Origin of the sequence: Blautia sp. HCP3S3_D9 (genome assembly GCF_052063845.1) — a bacterium.
In the GTDB taxonomy this organism is placed as follows: domain Bacteria; phylum Bacillota; class Clostridia; order Lachnospirales; family Lachnospiraceae; genus Blautia_A.
The window spans coordinates 73,583-88,945 of the sequence record NZ_JBQHWS010000002.1 but is presented as its reverse complement, the minus strand read 5'-3'; the positions used below and the strand labels follow the sequence as shown (position 1 = coordinate 88,945).

Sequence of the window (15,363 nt, the reverse complement as noted above, 5' to 3'; positions counted from 1 at the left end):
GATTAAGGAAGCTAAAAATTATGGCGAGTAACTGTCAAATTCCAACTCCACAGGTATATGTGCGACAAATGTTGGATTATATTGATTATTCCGAGGATCTTTATGGTAAAAGAGTTTTGGAGAATTCATGTGGAGAGGGGAATATTTTACTAGAAGTTGTAACTCGATACATTGAAAATGCCAAAAAAGAAAAGCGTTCTCTTGATGATATCAAATTAGGATTAAGCAGAGATATTGTTGCATATGAAATAGATAAAGATTGTATAACGAAATGTAAAAAGCGGTTGAACAAACTGGTTCATTCATATGGATTAAAAGGAATACGTTGGAATATTAAAAGTAAAGACTTTTTGCAGGAGTCCATTACGAATACATATGATTATGTAATTGGAAATCCTCCATATATTACATATCATGATATGGATGATGAACAAAGAGACTTGGTAAAGAAAAATTTTAAGACATGTAAGCATGGAAGAAGTGATTATTGCTACGCATTTATTGAGGCAAGTATAAAAGCATTGACTCCAAATGGGAAGATGGTTTACTTGGTTCCATATAGTATTATGACAAATAAGTTTGCTGGAGAATTAAGAAAATTTATACTGCCATATACAACAAAAATTTATGATTATAGGACAATTAAAATATTCCCAGAGGCTTTGACTTCATCAGTCATTATGGTATGTGAGAAGTCGAAAAGACAAGCTTGTTTTACATATTATTTAGTAGCCGAAAAACGTGTGTTAGAGATACCAAAGAATAGACTTGGTAATAAATGGATTATACTAGGAAATCAGAATATTAACGGAACAAAATTTGGTGAATATTTTGAGGTGAGAAATAGTGTGGCTACACTATTAAATGAAGCATTTGTATTGAAAGAGTATGAGTATAGGGATCATTATTATGTTGTAGGGAACCATAAAATTGAAGAAGTACTGGTGAAAGATGCAGCAAGTACAAAGAGTTTAAATAAAAAGAATAAGAAGGATAAAATTATTTTTCCTTATCGAATAGTTAATGGTAAAAGAAATGATTATACAATAGAAGAATTTAGAAAAAAGTTTCCAGGTGCAACTGCTTATTTACAACAATTTATAAAGAAGCTGAATGATAGAAAAGCTGATAAAAATGCACTTTGGTTCCAATATGGGCGAAGTCAGGCTATTACAAAGGTATGGGGAGAAAAATTGATTATCCCTATGGTAATTACTCGGAAAATTCATGTATATGAGGCAGGAGAATATGCAATTCCATATGCGGGATATTTTATAAAGTGTAAAGAAAACGGTGTACTAAAATTACAAGATGCAAAAAAAATTCTTGAAAGCCAGGCATTTTATGACTATGTAAAGATATGTGGGACGCCTACAACCCCAACCTCTTACAGAATTTCGGTAGATGATATCAAAGATTATATGATAGAGAGGGGATAATACAAGGAGGAGTAGATATGGTAAAAATTCCTTTTAATGTAGATGCATATACTGCACGATTGATTGGACGTGAAAATGTTTCTAAATTAGAGGGTGCGGTAATTGAATTAGTAAAGAATACATATGATGCAGATGCATCCTGTTGTGTATTGTATTTTGACGAAAAAGAGAATGTATTATATCTGGCCGATAATGGGTGTGGAATGACAACATCGATTATTCAGGAACACTGGATGACTATTGGGCGATCGTCGAAAAAGAATACATTTATTTCGAAGAGAGGACGTATACAGACAGGAGAAAAAGGAATTGGTCGATTTGCTTTGGATCGAATAGCCGATAAATGTCAAATGCTTACTGGCACAGAGGAAAATCATAAAAAGTTATTATGGACAGTTGATTGGACCTCATTTTCGTCTGGAAAGAATATCACAGAAATTGGTGCGGAATTAGACGAAACAACATTGTCTTTTGAACAGTTTTTAGAAGGGTGTAGCAATTATCGGGTTGTAAATCTTATAAAAAAAGAATGGAAACAAAATGGTACGATATTTAAGCTTACAAATCTTAGAGATAGTTGGAATGATGAGTTGTTGCATACAATACGTGAAAATTTAGCGTCGTTAATTCCATATGAATTGTCTTCTGTTTACAAAATATATTGTTTTGGCAATACAGATACAGAGGAAGACGCAGAAGTATTTAGTGATTTAGAGTCTTTTTCTTACGATTATAAGATAGAGTTTTCAGTATCAGATTGTCAAGCTGTTAATGTGAAACTTTGGCGCAACGAGTATAGTTTTGGCAATGATGAGGATACTATATTAAAGAAAGTGGGATTATTTGAGGAAAAGGAATATTTTCATAACACACCGATAGAAAAAGAATATACATTTAGTCAGATTGTTCCAGGTGCGTCTGAAAAATTAAAAAATGGATTAGGTACATTTAGCGGGGTCTTATATTTTGCAAAAAGAACTCAAAATAAAAGAGATCAAGAACGATTTTATCAAAAAGATATTACAGGGAGAATTGATGTAAGGGATACTTTTGGAGGCATAAAGCTTTATAGAGATAATTTTCGTGTTCGTCCGTATGGAGATCCTAAAACATCAGCATATGATTGGCTGCAGTTAGCAAGGCGGAAAACAGGATCTCCTGCTGGTGTTGCAAGTGATGGGCTTTGGAGAGTTAATGCTGATCAGATGCTTGGATCAATCTTTATATCTAGGGTTAACGTGGCACTACCAGATCAATCAAATAGAGAAGGAATTGTGGAAACACCAGAATTTCGATTATTACAGGAATTTTTGAAAGGCATTTTGTGTATTCTCGAAAAAGATCGTCAGTATGTTTGTCGTATATTGGCGGCTGATTATGAGAAAGATCATCCTGTAAAGCAAATTCAAGATGATATTAATCGAAAAGCAGAGCAGCAAAAAAAGGAGAAAAAGAAAAAAGACACTGATGGCACAAAGCATACGGAAAGCAAATCAAATAAAGAACAATTCAGTAATAAGTCGGTAGATCCTGAAGATGCAAAGATTGCATTAGATGCAAAAGATGAACAAATCGAAGAATTAGAGAATGAAAATAAAATGCTTCGAGTACTGGCAACGACAGGAATAGTAACAAACACATATATTCATGAGTTTAAGACTTTATCTCATAGACTCAGTATGAAAATTGTAATGGCAAAAGAGGCAATTGAAAAAGATCAAGATATGGAAGAGGCTTGTAATTATATTAATCAGGCAAATGAGATACGTGAGGATTTCAATTCTTGGTTTCAAGTGACGATTGAGGCTGTGAAAAAAGATAAACGGAGAAGGAAAAAAACAGATATTGTTCCCGTTATTTTAGAGGCAGTTGATTCATGGAATAAAACGTTACATTCAAAACATATAGAAGTAATTTTTAAGGGAGATCATCAAAAGGAAATTTATTTGCGTTGTTTCCCATATGAAATAGATACAATTATTTCTAATTTAATAACGAACAGTACTGCCTCTTTTGATAAAATACGGACAAAAGAAAGGAATATCTATATAGAAGTTAAGGAAGAAAAAGAATATATTCGAATTGATTATTCCGATACTGGTGCTGGATTGGCACCAATGTATAAAAAAAATCCTGAAAAAACATTGGATGTATTCGAAACAGATAAGAGAGATTCTACTGGTCAAAGAATTGGAACGGGTATGGGTCTATGGATTGTAAATAATACGGTAAAAGACTATGAAGGAAAAATTGATTTGTCGAAAAATATAATAACGGAAACAGGATACTTTATCACATTGTTTCTAAAGAAGACAGGAGAAATGAGAGATGTATAGAATCGGTATTATAGATGATACAGATGAGCTTTTAGATGATTACATTAAGCGTCTGAAAAGAGAAAATATTGAACTTTTAATTGCTCCGGAAGGAAGTATGGAAGATATTAAGGCATGGGTTGTGAAAAATCAAATAAAATGTTTATTGATTGATTATCAGTTATCATCAAAATACGATTATAATGGGACACAATTGGCGTTTTATCTTGAAGATGCGTTACAAGGGCTGCCATATTTGATACTTACAAGCTATCCAGAAGACTCTGTGGATGAAAAATTGGTCGTAAAAAATGCCATATGTGATCGAAATGTGATGGATAAGAATGAAGAAGAATTTAGTGGCTTTTGTGATCAATTAAAGCAGATGACAGAGGTATACGACAACACCATAAAAAAATATAAGGAAAAATACGAGAGCATGATAAAGAAAAAACAAGAAAATGTCTTGTCAATAGAAGATGAAGAAGAATTAATGGATGTGTTTCGTATTTTGAAATCCTATGGAGAAGTAGATGAAATTCCAGCGGAGATGTTAAAATCAAGTTTGAGCGAACAGATAGATTCGGTATTGGGTAAATTAGATGATTTATTAAAAAAGTAATATGAGGTGTAGTATTGAGAATACATGGAGACAAAGTTATAAAACGACGCTCGGGATTAGAACAGCGATCGGATTACCATGAATATCTACCAGAGTTGCGGGAAGATTTTAAATGTATGTGTGGATATTGTGGTAAGACGGAAAGAGTGACCAAAAATGCATTTGAAATAGACCATTTTGTACCAAAAAAATATGCTAAGTTTCGAGAAAATGATTATAGCAATTTGGTATATTCGTGTTATGTATGTAATCGAAAAAAGTCTTCTAAATGGCCATCTGAAGATGCAAAAATTCAATTCATTGAAGAGAGAGGTTTTATTGATCCGGCAACAGATGAATATGATGAACATATAGAAAGAAAACCAGATGGTATGATCTGCGGAAAAACAAAAACGGGGAAATATATGGCAGAGGAGGCATTTCAGTTTCATTTAAGACCTATGAAAGAGGTTTGGCAGCTTATGCAATTGATAGAGAAGAAAGAAAAGCTCCGAGAAAAGATGAAAGTACTCATGCCAGATGAAATACAAGATTACATAGAGATGGATGAATTGTTAGAAGTGTTGCAAGGTATATTATTTCAAAGCAAAGAATAGTTTAAGTTATACTAGATGAAAGTAGTAGAATATTGTGTATAGAAGATGCCGTAAACAGAGAAAAAACTTGTCACGGCATCTTTTTTGCGTTGTTAACCGTATGATAACAGAATTAATCTTTTAGGGAAGAAAACGATGAGATTTCTTCGAAACCTAATAAGCTGCCAGTGTGTCCGATGATTTGCTCATCGGTTGATGGAGAAGTACGAAAATATATTCGGTAATAGTGCCCCTGAAGCAGTTTTACACTTTTATCTGTCGTGAACTGATATTCTCGGTCATCGGCTCCGATAAGATGAATTTGCTGTGTTTTCTTCAAGGGTGAAACATCTCGTTTGCTACAGTATCCTTCCACTATGAGGTAGGAACCGGAATGGATGAGATGATGCAGGCTGATGCATCGAATCAGGCAGCATGCACCGATCGCGAGGCTCATAATGAGAAGGATTTTATCTTTTGTCTGCAGCCCGATGATGCATCCCAACAGTACACAAAAAAAGCCGATTGCCGCCTGGGCAACCAGCTTGGATAATAATGGTTTTGGCATAATACTCCTTTCAAAATCGTTGGAATGAAATTTGTTTATTAAGATACAGATTGCCCACAGCCTGCAGGACAGGATACTGGATATGCAGAATCTGTGCCTGGTCAGCCAGTGTCAGGTAGGTATCTTCCGTTCCATCATAGAGTTGTGTGAGGATATCCTCTTCCCGCTTTGGTACTTTCTTTTGATCTACACAGGTCACCAGTTCCGCAGTGGTTAGTGGAACGGCTTTCGTAAGCTTTAAGACGGTTTCCTCAATAGGCGTGTTTTTTTCTTTCCGCAGATATTTTCCAAAATCTCCGGGCTTGATTTTCCCTTCTACATAGAGCTGGATATAGGTAAATAGCCGGGTGGAGAAAGTTTCGTGAACCGGAAGGATGTGAAGTTTTCCTAAAAGCTGATAGAGTGCATCTACGCCGGTCACTCCTTCTCCTTTTGCAATCAGACCGCGCAAAAGCAGTCGATTCAGATAGTGGGAAAATGTCAGTCCGTCCGGTCTGCCGCTGTTTTTAAGCCGCACATTGTAAGCAGATTCCAGTTCGTGTATCTGCAGAATCTGGAAGGCAAGGCAGCTCCAGAGAATCAGTTCATGATCGCATAGTCCGAATTCCTGATGATTATTCAGAACCATAGGAGTGGATTTTTCATTTGTATTTTTGACAAATTTTAATGTGCCGATGGCGGTATAAAGTGTCAGCATAGAACTGCCTCCTTCTTGTTATGATGCTAATAGCTCATATAATATCTCATTTTCTTTCAGCCATTTTCTCGCCTTGCTCTGCCATGCCCTTACCCTGTTGGAAGGAACCTGATATAGTTTTGCAAGCTCCCGATCGGTGTAACCGTCTTGTTGCAGACGGAGAGTGGCAATTCCTTTTTGTATCATATTGCTACCTGTCGCTTCCAGTTCCTTCAGAAATGCAGTGGACAGGTTTTGTATCGCTTCCTGCTCCGTGGAAAGGGAAGTACGATTTTGGTGAAACTCACCTTCATAAGAGTGACCGTCCTCGGATTCCAGCAATGCATCTAAGGAACAGAATCGTTTATTATATTGGTAAACGGTACGCCAGTATCCGTAGATCGCATTACGAACAGCAGCTCTGGCATATGGTCGGAAGGGACGGTGTCCATCGTATTTAGAAGCTGCATTGCACAGTGCCAGGTAACTGGTTTGCGTAAGCTCTTCATATTCCTCCAGAGAAAGATTCGAGTAATTCCGTGTCAGTACATTTACCATTTGCGGCACCAAATCCATATTTTCTTCAATGAGCTGGCTGTAGGGGATAGGATTATTTTTCATGTCATCCACCCTCCTTACCCTGCAAGGCACAGCGGTACATGGTTGTAGCGAAGGACTTTCTCTGATTCTTCTATAAGTCGTTCGCACATGTACTCACTGAAATTGCCGATATGTGCCTGTGTGGTGTCGAGGCAAAATTTGTCTGACATCCACCGGTAGGCATCTTTCTTGGACATAATTCCCTGTTTCCAGATCTGATCAAAGATCCGGTGTGCACGGATCCGTTTCTCACGAAGAGATTTATTTGCCAGAGTTCCTTTAGGGCGAGTGGTGCCGGGATGGACGCTGACGTAGGAATTGCAGACCGGATAGCGGCTGCATACATAAAGTTTGCCTTCCCATGCATTTTTTCCATGGACATAAGATGTATCTCTTAAAATGGCCGGGCTGCCACAGTAAGGGCAGCGTATGATTTGTTTCTTCATCATGATTCACCTCGCATTACGTTTTTTATACGTATATTTATCCTTTATTAGTAAGATTATTACGTTTTCTATACGTATATTGTAAGTAAAAGTGTGATGAATTCCCATATATCAGGGACGGAAACAGGTACCCAAATGTTCCCTTATTACCACTTTCTGCCATTTTTTATGAATGTTCTGGATAGAAAATGGTTTTGATTAATGGAAAAAGGCCACTGTCTGTAAAACGTTGGTAATTAACTGCCGTGAAGATAAACTTATTACAAAAGTATCGGAGCAGGAACAATGCAATTAGTATCAAGCAGATCCGGTAGATGGTGAGCGCCTGCCTTTTCTTTTTGTGAAAAGAAGTAAATCTGCAGTACAGGATATAAACCATAGGGATAAAAATCAGGGTAGTAAAGCCTTTGTCAATCGTTTGGATGATCAGTGTAAGCATGTTGTACACCTCCTTGTCTTTATTCATTCTGTACGCAGAAACGAACGAAAACGCAACTTACCAGTCATAGTTTTTCTCTTCCTGCATTTTTAGAAGTTCCATACAGGGACAGTCGGACTTGGTTGCAGTTCTGATATTCAGGTAAGAGCGATATAAGGATAAAAAGGCAGATACAGATATGTTGCTTATACATTCTTCCGGTTCCGGATAACAGGAAAATAAAATCCGGGCATCGGAAAGAGGGAGGATTAGCGGTTCTGCTGTGGCATCCGGATGAAATAGGAATCCGGATTCTCTGCATATACCGGAAGTTTTACAGGAAGGGCAGGTCACATGGATGCAGTGATGCCAGTTCCCATCACAGGCATCTAAGAATCTACGAACATGTTTGATATCTGTCTGGATATAGGTTGTTTCCATATTCATCACCAAAAAGCAGGCAGTCTCTATGGACCGCCTGCACTGAAATTAAAGATTATTTTTGTTTCTTTTTCCGGAAATAGATTACTGTAGCAATACCTGCAAGCAGAAGGGCACCTGCAGCAATACCTGCGTAAAGAAGAATAGGGGTATTATCGCCGGTCTTGACTGGTGTGGAGATATCCGGAGTATTTTTTGGTACATCGGTAATTTTCACTGTCTGGCCGTCATCATTCAAATCTTCGTGATTGGTCAGTTCCACTTCTTTTTTGTTGTCTTTATCACCGGTAGATACATAGAGCTTTTCAAAAACAACTACATCGTGTCCGGAAAGGGCAGTGGCATCAAAGGTAAAGGTTACTTCTACAGTGCCTTCAGATTTGTCTGCCTTAAAAGTAGTTTCCGCAGTCACTGGCTTTCCATCAATAATAACTTCTTTTCCGGTTTCCTTGTCCATCAGAGTACCTACGACCCGGTAGGTAAGGCCAGTTACCAGATCCTTGTAAGAAACGGTATCAATAATAGAGGTTTCTTTTTCTGCAAGGACTTCCTGGTCGCCGTCTTTTCCATCTTTAGCGGTAGTCTTAATTTCCGGGAAATAGATGGTCTGTGGAGCATCATCAATCTGGGTATGGAAAGCGACTTCTTTGTCCTGATAAGATACAGACTCAAAGGCTACTATCGTTTTGCCTGCGAGAGCAGTGGCGTCCAGTGTGAAAGAAAGCTCTACAGTGCCTTCCGCATCTTCTGGTGTGAAGGTCAGTTCGGACGTAACTTCTTTTCCATCGATTTGCAGAGACTTACCAGATTCCTTATCCATCAAAGTTCCGGTTAACTTATACTCTTTATTTGGAATGAGATGGTAGGAAACGGTATCCGTAATGGTCAGTTCTTTCTTTGGAACTGCCATCTGGGTATTGGTATCCGGGCAGTTTGCCTGAGTTGCAATTTCCGGGAAAAAGATCTGCTGACCTTCATCTTCGAGATCTGCATGAACAGCAATCTCTTTTTTATCCTGTGTTACAGATTCAAAAACAACGGTTGTCTTACCGGCCAGTGAACTGCCATCAAATTCAAAGACTACATCTACGGTGCCTGAGCTAGTTTCCGGTGTGAATGTTGTTTTGGCAGTTACCTGTTTGTCATTAATTAAAACAGGTTCTCCAGTTTTCGCATCCATGAGTGTACCCGTTGCAGTATACTTAAGGTTTGGAACCAGCCCTTTATACTGGATCGTGTCAATGAGTTTCACTTTCTCATCAGCATTTGCCATATGCTCACCGGTTTCAGAGTCTATGGCCTGTGTGCCGATCTCAGAGAAAGAAATCTGCTGGTCTTCATCAGAAAGGTCCGCATGGACAGCCAGCTGTTTATCTTCCTGATACAGTTCCTCGAATACAACAGTTGTTTTTCCGGAAAGTGAGGAAGCATCAAAGGTAAAAGAAACTTCTACTGTACCGGAGGATTTTTTCGCTGTGAATGTCATTTCAGAAGTTACAGGTTTGCCGTCAATCTGAATTGCTTCACCGGTCTCGGCGTCCATTAGTGTTCCAACCAGCTTATAGGACTGACCTTTCTTTAGTCCGGAATATTCGACAGTATCTACAAGAGTGACTTCTTTTTCCGGTTTGCTCATATGGGTACCTGTTTCTTTATCCAGAGCTGTTGTGCCGATTTCAATCAGGTCATCGGTCAGGGTTCCAAGGTCAATGGTAACGGAATCTTTATATACAGTCACTTCGAATTTTAAAAGATTCATGCCTTTATTGGATTCACATCTCTGTTCCTCAATGACATATTGATCATAGATAAGGGCACCTTTGGAATCGTCTGGCGTGGAAGATCCGAACCAGACCCCATCTTCCGATGTTTCTCCACGGTTGGTGTTCTGGGTGTGTTTGTTCCATTTGGAAGTTGTACTGGCATATCCATTTTTGTCCGTCACGATGGTATGGCTTTCGCCGGTTGTAACAGAGGTGATGGTAAATGGAATATCAGAAAGACGTGTTTGTTCTCCATCGGATACCTTTACCAGTTCCAGATCGCCACGGTAGATCTGTTCTTCGACAGATGAAGCATTGTAGCACTGTACGGTTTCCTTGGCACCATCGGCTGTGATCTTCTGTACGAATACAGTATCATTGGTAAAATATCCCGTAGGAGCTTTTGTTTCCTGAATAGTCACCGTACCGAGCGGGAGACAAAAGGTTTTTCCATCGGTCTGAGTATAGAAAGCATCTCCGGATACCAGATAATCTTTGGTAAAATGAGATTTTCCTTCGGCATCGGTCTTAAATACCCAGGTACGTGCTGGTTTGGCTCCATTTGCAGCAGGGTCCTGATCGGACTGTTCGGTATAGAATTTAACAGTAAACTGTGCATCCGCAAGAGATGCAGATCCCTGTGGTCGCGCTTCCATTAATTCTTTATCCAGTTTCTGAAGGAGCAGATCCATCGGATTGCTCTGTGGGATTTCCGTCACATTTACAGGCGTGGTTGCTTCTGATTTGACAGTGACGTTATGGGCTTTGGTGTCCAGGATGAATCCTTTGGAAGCTTTGGTTTCTTTTACCGTGTAATTACCTTCCTCCAGTTCTCCGGATTTTGCATAGCCGTTTTTATCTGTTGTCAATGTCTGTACCAGTTTGTCTCCTTTGTAGATGCCATATTCAGCCCCCTGTAAGCTATAGTTACTGTTCCCATCGGAAACAGAGGCGTTGGCTGAAGATTTACGGATTTCCAGATAACCGTAGGGAACCTGATACCAGCTTCCAACAACAGTCTGGCTTCCGCTTCCGGGAATGATAAAGGCTCGGAAGTTTTCCGGGGGAGCAGGAAGGCTTTTGATTGCTTCAGTAACTTCTTTTGCTTTGTCAATGAAATTCTGGGGTGCGCCATGGAAGGCTCCGGTATCAGAAGAATACCCTGCATAAATATAGGCGACGACAAGATGCCCGATTACATAGGAATTGTCATCAGACCAGCCGCTGAAATATTTGTCTTTTACAGTCTTTTCATAGCCATAACCGCCATTTAAGTAATACAGTGCTTTCCGAAGCGGGGAATCCTTTGCCAGAAGGTCATAGGAATAACTGCCGGAAGCAGGGGTTTTCTTGAGTGGTTCCACACAGTAAGCGGTATTGTTCCCATCAAATGTCATGCGTGAAGTAAAATAATCTCCATACGGAATGTTCGCTCCTGCGTGAAAACTGACGGTACCGTCTGCCGCATGAACAGTCATGCCGCCGGAAGATACGGTCCCGACAGTAACCAGTACTGCAAGCAAAAACGCGAGCAGCCGGTGGATGAATTGATTTGTTCTTTCTAACATAAGTCTCCTCCTTACTTTGAAGATATGAAAAAGGCAGCAATTTCGCTGCCCCGGGTGTTAACCGGCTTTTGCTTCTTTGTGTTTCTGGCGTTCAATGATTTCCAGAAGTTCCTGCCGGTCGGTGGTAATCAGCTCCTTTTCCAGCGTGGATGCTTTGAATTCCACCGTAATGTTATTGTTGTTTGTTGAGATCAGGCCATTCCCCCTTTGAAAATGTGTGATATTCATGACTTCGGTTTCAGACAGGTGCAGGATATTTTTTACCCGCTGTGCCTCTTCATCCTCCATGTTCAGGATGATCTTGGTCTTACAGTTGTTGATGATACCTTTTCCATATTTACCATCATCCAGTGCAAAGAAATCATTTAAATCTTGTGTGGCAAAAATGCCGGCTCCTGAGTAGGCACGGATGATTTTGGCAATTTCCAGAACAAATTCTGCAGCCAGGCGGTTACTGGAAGCACCGATGAGCTGCCATACTTCATCTACGAAGATCGCTTTTTCCTCTGTCCTGTTTTCTTTCGCTTTATCCCAGACGTAATCCAGGGCAACGAACATACCGACCGTGAGAAGGTCAGAGGAACCTGTCAGTTCCGAAATGTCGAGTACTGTATATTTGTTCGTCAGGTCTACGTTAGTTTTCTGGTTGAAAGAAGAAGCAGAGCCATGGACCAGACGGTTTAGGATATGTGCCAGACGTTTGGTATCCGGACTTTCCATCAGGATATTATAGACATCCTCAAGGATCGGCATTTCCTTATACTGGTTTGGATGATCCGGGTCAATCAGGGATTCGTTTTTATGCGTAATCCCTTTTCTGGCATAGGTTTTAATAAGTGCCTCATCCAGAAGCTGTTTCTCCTCATGATTCATGTCAGGAATCAGGAGAGAGAAGAAGATATGGAGCCTCTGGATTTTGGAAGCCAGAGCGGAAGCATCCAGTGTCGGTCCATCCAGCAGTTCATTGACAGAATTATCAACTTTGCGGATCTCCATGACGTTAATACAATTTTGGCTGGCAGGAGAGATCTGGATGAATTCTCCACCTACGTTTTTACAGGCCCGGTAAAATTCATGCCCCTTCAAAGGAGCAATGATGAAGACCTGGATTCCCTTCCGCCGCATCCGAAGTGCCATAGTCTGCATGGTGAAGGTTTTGCCAGCACCAGAACATCCCAGAATACAGATGTTGGAATTTTTATACTGTTTGGAATCAAAAATGTCCGCAATGACCAGTGAATTGTTATGCTTATTTACTCCGAATAAGATGCCATTGTCGTCACAGATGGAGTAGCTGGTGAACGGGTAGCAGCTTGCAGCTCCCGTAGTCAGGACATTTCGTTTTGACAGTTCATAGAGTTTTTTATCCAGGTTTGCAAGCGGCAGGGAGGATAGGAAACCCTGTTCCTGTAAGAAGTAGCAGGAGTGCAGATCCATATCCTGGGAAATCAATAGTTTCTTCATCTCCTGAATACGCCACTGCAGTTCCTCAAGATCAGAAGCAGTAATCGTGATCAGGAGATTGATATAGTAAAAGTCTTCGTTATTTGCCAGACCAGCCTTCAGAAAGTATCCGGAGCGGATCGCAGAATCCAGATCATCAAAGTCTGCGTTTGTATCGGATGCATCCTTGATCTTTGACCGGTTGATACGGATCTGTTGTCCGAGTCGCTGCTGAATCTTATCCTTTGGCTGTTTATGCAGATAAAAATCAATGTCTATGCCTTCCCCGGCGTTGATCAGTAAGGACAGCCAACCGGGTGCGACTTTCTGTTTATAGCCGTCGCTTGGAACCAACAGGTATGCATGATAAATTCCATTGATTCGTACATAATTGGAGTGCCGGAAATCCACGGACTCCGGTGCAATGAACTCGTTGATTCGGATATGATCCAGTTCTTCCTGGCGACCTTCCTTCATATAGCGTGCAAGGACATCTGCAATCCGATCCTGAAGAGGCTTTTCTGTACAAAGGGTGCGGTTTAATAACGTGTATAGGACATCGGTTGTAAATTCATCTTCATTATCATGGGTAATCACCTGATTCCCGCATTGATATAAGAACGTTTTAGCTGTCTGGGCAGCTGTCTCCAGTGCAGCAAGAATTTCTTTTTCTTCTACTTTCCGGTTTACATTGAATGGTTCATACTCAAAAATCAGAAAGAACCGTCTTGAAACGGCCTCTCTGGAACTTAATTTCTTTACGAACTGGATGTAATCCTTTTGCAGTTCCCGACAGTGCGGATTGGTCTCACGGGACAGTTCCAGTGCTGCCTGTTCCAGATGTTTATTGATATCTGCCTTTTTGGAGATCATCTTAATCTGTAATTTGACCGGGCTGATTTTTAAGTAGGAGATAAAGCTGTAAATGATGCCTTGCTGTTCCCTTGCGCTTCGCAAAAGGAAGTTGATAGGTTCAATCTCCAGAATCTTTACATATTGGTGGTCAGTGGTATAGATGATCCCGTTGGCAATTTTATCAATCGGAAGATAATCCTCCAGTGTCATGTCCTTTCGCTTTTTCTTTTTCGAGGAAACGGAAGGTGAAGGATCAGGTTGTTTCTTATTGGAGCGTGCATCTTTTTTCGCAGCTTTCTCCAAACGTTTTGCCTCCTTTTGTGCAAGCTTATCCTGATGCAGTTTTTCTTTATGCCGTTGTTTTTCGGTTTTTAAACGCTGTTTCTTTTCACGTTTCGCAACCTTGAGAGCTTTCGCCTGTTCCTTTTTCCTTTGTTTCTTTTCCAATTTCAGAATTCGGATATCTTCCCTGGCCTGCTTCTTGATGCCGCGTTTTGTAGATATATCATAGAGGCGACGCTCTTTTTTTTTAGAGGCTGGTGTGGGAGAAACTTTTGAATCGGGTAGAATCTCTTCCTCTGAAGAAGATGGCATATTACAGGGAACCTCCTCATCATGTGTAGCTATCTCCATTGGTTGAGGTGATGGCTTCTCTTTTTTCTCCCGGTTCTTTTTCGTCTTTGGTTCTTTTTGACGAGGATTTTTACGCTGTTTTCCTTTTGGCTCCGGTTTGGTATCCAGCCGGTATAGGATTCTACGATTAAACAAAAAACGGACAGCATTCATCAGAAAAGCCGTCAGACTTTCCCCTCCGATGCCGATCAGGGCGACCATGGCTGCTGGAAGAGATGTCATACATAAAATGATGATCCGTATGGTCAGGGACAGGGGAAGATGCACAACAGGTATTGCAATCCCGATGGCAAGAATGGCTCCTTCAATAGCATTTCGGATCTTGAACATTCCTCCCATGAATGTACCCCGCTCAATAAAATTACGGGGGATTAAGGCAATTTGTTGTTCTTCAGGGTTGTTCACGGCTGCGCCTCCTTTGCATTCGTTTTCTTTTCCGGTTCTGTTGCTTCGATATCGTTTGGGGTATCAGCAAAACCGCCTTCCTGCATGGATTCTATTTCTTCTGTAGTAACAGCTGGAAGTTTTTGATCCGTCTTACGTTCATAGGTAATTATGTTTTCACTGACTTGCAGTTTTTCTTCCCCAAATAAAAAAGCACCGGTACTGGTGCTGCAGGTAACTGGAAGGGTAGTATTATCAGAGAAAGCAAAAGTAAGCATGATGTCGTTTCCTTCCGGATAGGTGGTCTGTTCTGGAAGAAAGGTCACAGAGGTAATGTCTGTTTTCCCAGTTTCTTTGAGATACAGAGAAAATTGTTGCTTTAGTTCATTGATCTGGGTGTCTGCAAAAAATGCCTGTAATTCTTCAAAGGCTACGTATTTCAATGTGGGAAGTGAGGCAGTATCCTCTCCTTCCGTTTGGATTTCTTTTGCGGGCTGATTTGGGTCAGCCGTATGGTTTTTCTGTTTTTCTGCTTTCCATAAGGCAGGCAGTACAATGCCTGCTACGATCATGCCGATCATCAGCAGGATGGAAAGAATCAATTTTTTTCTGCTCAT

12 protein-coding genes are annotated in these 15,363 nt (G+C 40.2%); 4 read left to right on the top strand and 8 right to left on the bottom strand.

Features of this window, described 5'->3' with window-relative positions; translation table 11 throughout:
• The first annotated feature begins 20 nt into the window (after nucleotides 1–20).
• The 4 genes from ACTNES_RS01240 to ACTNES_RS01225 are packed head-to-tail and all read left to right on the top strand — an operon-like array spanning nucleotide 21 to nucleotide 4,972.
• The gene (locus ACTNES_RS01240) at nucleotides 21–1,439 is read left to right on the top strand and encodes an Eco57I restriction-modification methylase domain-containing protein (protein WP_427761396.1); all 1,419 of its coding nucleotides are present in this window, start codon (nucleotides 21–23) and stop codon (nucleotides 1,437–1,439) included.
• Between the two features lie 17 nt (nucleotides 1,440–1,456).
• Nucleotides 1,457–3,775, top strand: a complete 2,319-nt coding sequence (locus ACTNES_RS01235; RefSeq protein ID WP_427761395.1) for a sensor histidine kinase — start codon at nucleotides 1,457–1,459, stop codon at nucleotides 3,773–3,775.
• Nucleotides 3,768–4,376: a hypothetical protein gene (locus ACTNES_RS01230; protein WP_427761394.1), complete on the top strand. Its 609-nt coding sequence runs from the start codon at nucleotides 3,768–3,770 to the stop codon at nucleotides 4,374–4,376. Before ACTNES_RS01235 ends, ACTNES_RS01230 begins: the two co-directional genes overlap by 8 nt.
• Before the next feature lie 14 nt (nucleotides 4,377–4,390).
• A complete protein-coding gene (locus ACTNES_RS01225; RefSeq protein WP_427761393.1) occupies nucleotides 4,391–4,972 on the top strand; it encodes an HNH endonuclease in 582 nt (193 codons plus the stop codon).
• A gap of 112 nt (nucleotides 4,973–5,084) precedes the next feature.
• Here the strand turns inward: ACTNES_RS01225 and ACTNES_RS01220 are convergent, their stop codons facing one another.
• From ACTNES_RS01220 to ACTNES_RS01185, 8 genes are all read right to left on the bottom strand, one after another.
• On the bottom strand, nucleotides 5,085–5,519 hold the full coding sequence (locus ACTNES_RS01220; RefSeq protein WP_441038336.1) for a hypothetical protein: 435 nt from the start codon (nucleotides 5,517–5,519) through the stop codon (nucleotides 5,085–5,087).
• Between the two features lie 10 nt (nucleotides 5,520–5,529).
• The gene (locus ACTNES_RS01215) at nucleotides 5,530–6,216 is read right to left on the bottom strand and encodes a cell division protein (protein ID WP_441038335.1); all 687 of its coding nucleotides are present in this window, start codon (nucleotides 6,214–6,216) and stop codon (nucleotides 5,530–5,532) included.
• Between the two features lie 18 nt (nucleotides 6,217–6,234).
• The gene (locus ACTNES_RS01210; protein ID WP_441038334.1) at nucleotides 6,235–6,816 is read right to left on the bottom strand and encodes a sigma-70 family RNA polymerase sigma factor; all 582 of its coding nucleotides are present in this window, start codon (nucleotides 6,814–6,816) and stop codon (nucleotides 6,235–6,237) included.
• A 14-nt stretch (nucleotides 6,817–6,830) separates the two neighbouring features.
• Complete coding sequence (locus ACTNES_RS01205; RefSeq protein WP_441038332.1) at nucleotides 6,831–7,244, bottom strand: zinc-finger-containing protein; 414 nt, start codon at nucleotides 7,242–7,244, stop codon at nucleotides 6,831–6,833.
• Nucleotides 7,245–7,737: 493 nt separating this feature from the next.
• The gene (locus ACTNES_RS01200) at nucleotides 7,738–8,100 is read right to left on the bottom strand and encodes a hypothetical protein (RefSeq protein WP_154322148.1); all 363 of its coding nucleotides are present in this window, start codon (nucleotides 8,098–8,100) and stop codon (nucleotides 7,738–7,740) included.
• A 55-nt stretch (nucleotides 8,101–8,155) separates the two neighbouring features.
• Nucleotides 8,156–11,431: a VaFE repeat-containing surface-anchored protein gene (locus tag ACTNES_RS01195; protein WP_441038330.1), complete on the bottom strand. Its 3,276-nt coding sequence runs from the start codon at nucleotides 11,429–11,431 to the stop codon at nucleotides 8,156–8,158.
• Between the two features lie 57 nt (nucleotides 11,432–11,488).
• Nucleotides 11,489–14,767, bottom strand: a complete 3,279-nt coding sequence (locus ACTNES_RS01190) for a TraG/VirB4 family ATPase (protein WP_441038328.1) — start codon at nucleotides 14,765–14,767, stop codon at nucleotides 11,489–11,491.
• Nucleotides 14,764–15,363: a DUF5038 domain-containing protein gene (locus ACTNES_RS01185; protein ID WP_235250099.1), complete on the bottom strand. Its 600-nt coding sequence runs from the start codon at nucleotides 15,361–15,363 to the stop codon at nucleotides 14,764–14,766. The genes ACTNES_RS01190 and ACTNES_RS01185 overlap by 4 nt, the downstream gene beginning before the upstream one ends.

What these genes read in the sequence shown, in the direction of transcription:
- ACTNES_RS01240 (WP_427761396.1), top strand. Translation starts at nt 21, where the DNA reads ATGGCGAGTAACTGTCAAATTCCAACTCCACAGGTATATGTGCGACAA.
- ACTNES_RS01235 (WP_427761395.1), top strand. Translation starts at nt 1,457, where the DNA reads ATGGTAAAAATTCCTTTTAATGTAGATGCATATACTGCACGATTGATT.
- ACTNES_RS01230 (WP_427761394.1), top strand. Translation starts at nt 3,768, where the DNA reads ATGTATAGAATCGGTATTATAGATGATACAGATGAGCTTTTAGATGAT.
- ACTNES_RS01220 (WP_441038336.1), bottom strand. Translation starts at nt 5,519, where the DNA reads ATGCCAAAACCATTATTATCCAAGCTGGTTGCCCAGGCGGCAATCGGC.
- ACTNES_RS01215 (WP_441038335.1), bottom strand. Translation starts at nt 6,216, where the DNA reads ATGCTGACACTTTATACCGCCATCGGCACATTAAAATTTGTCAAAAAT.
- ACTNES_RS01210 (WP_441038334.1), bottom strand. Translation starts at nt 6,816, where the DNA reads ATGAAAAATAATCCTATCCCCTACAGCCAGCTCATTGAAGAAAATATG.
- ACTNES_RS01205 (WP_441038332.1), bottom strand. Translation starts at nt 7,244, where the DNA reads ATGATGAAGAAACAAATCATACGCTGCCCTTACTGTGGCAGCCCGGCC.
- ACTNES_RS01200 (WP_154322148.1), bottom strand. Translation starts at nt 8,100, where the DNA reads ATGGAAACAACCTATATCCAGACAGATATCAAACATGTTCGTAGATTC.
- ACTNES_RS01195 (WP_441038330.1), bottom strand. Translation starts at nt 11,431, where the DNA reads ATGTTAGAAAGAACAAATCAATTCATCCACCGGCTGCTCGCGTTTTTG.
- ACTNES_RS01185 (WP_235250099.1), bottom strand. Translation starts at nt 15,363, where the DNA reads ATGAGCAGAAAAAAATTGATTCTTTCCATCCTGCTGATGATCGGCATG.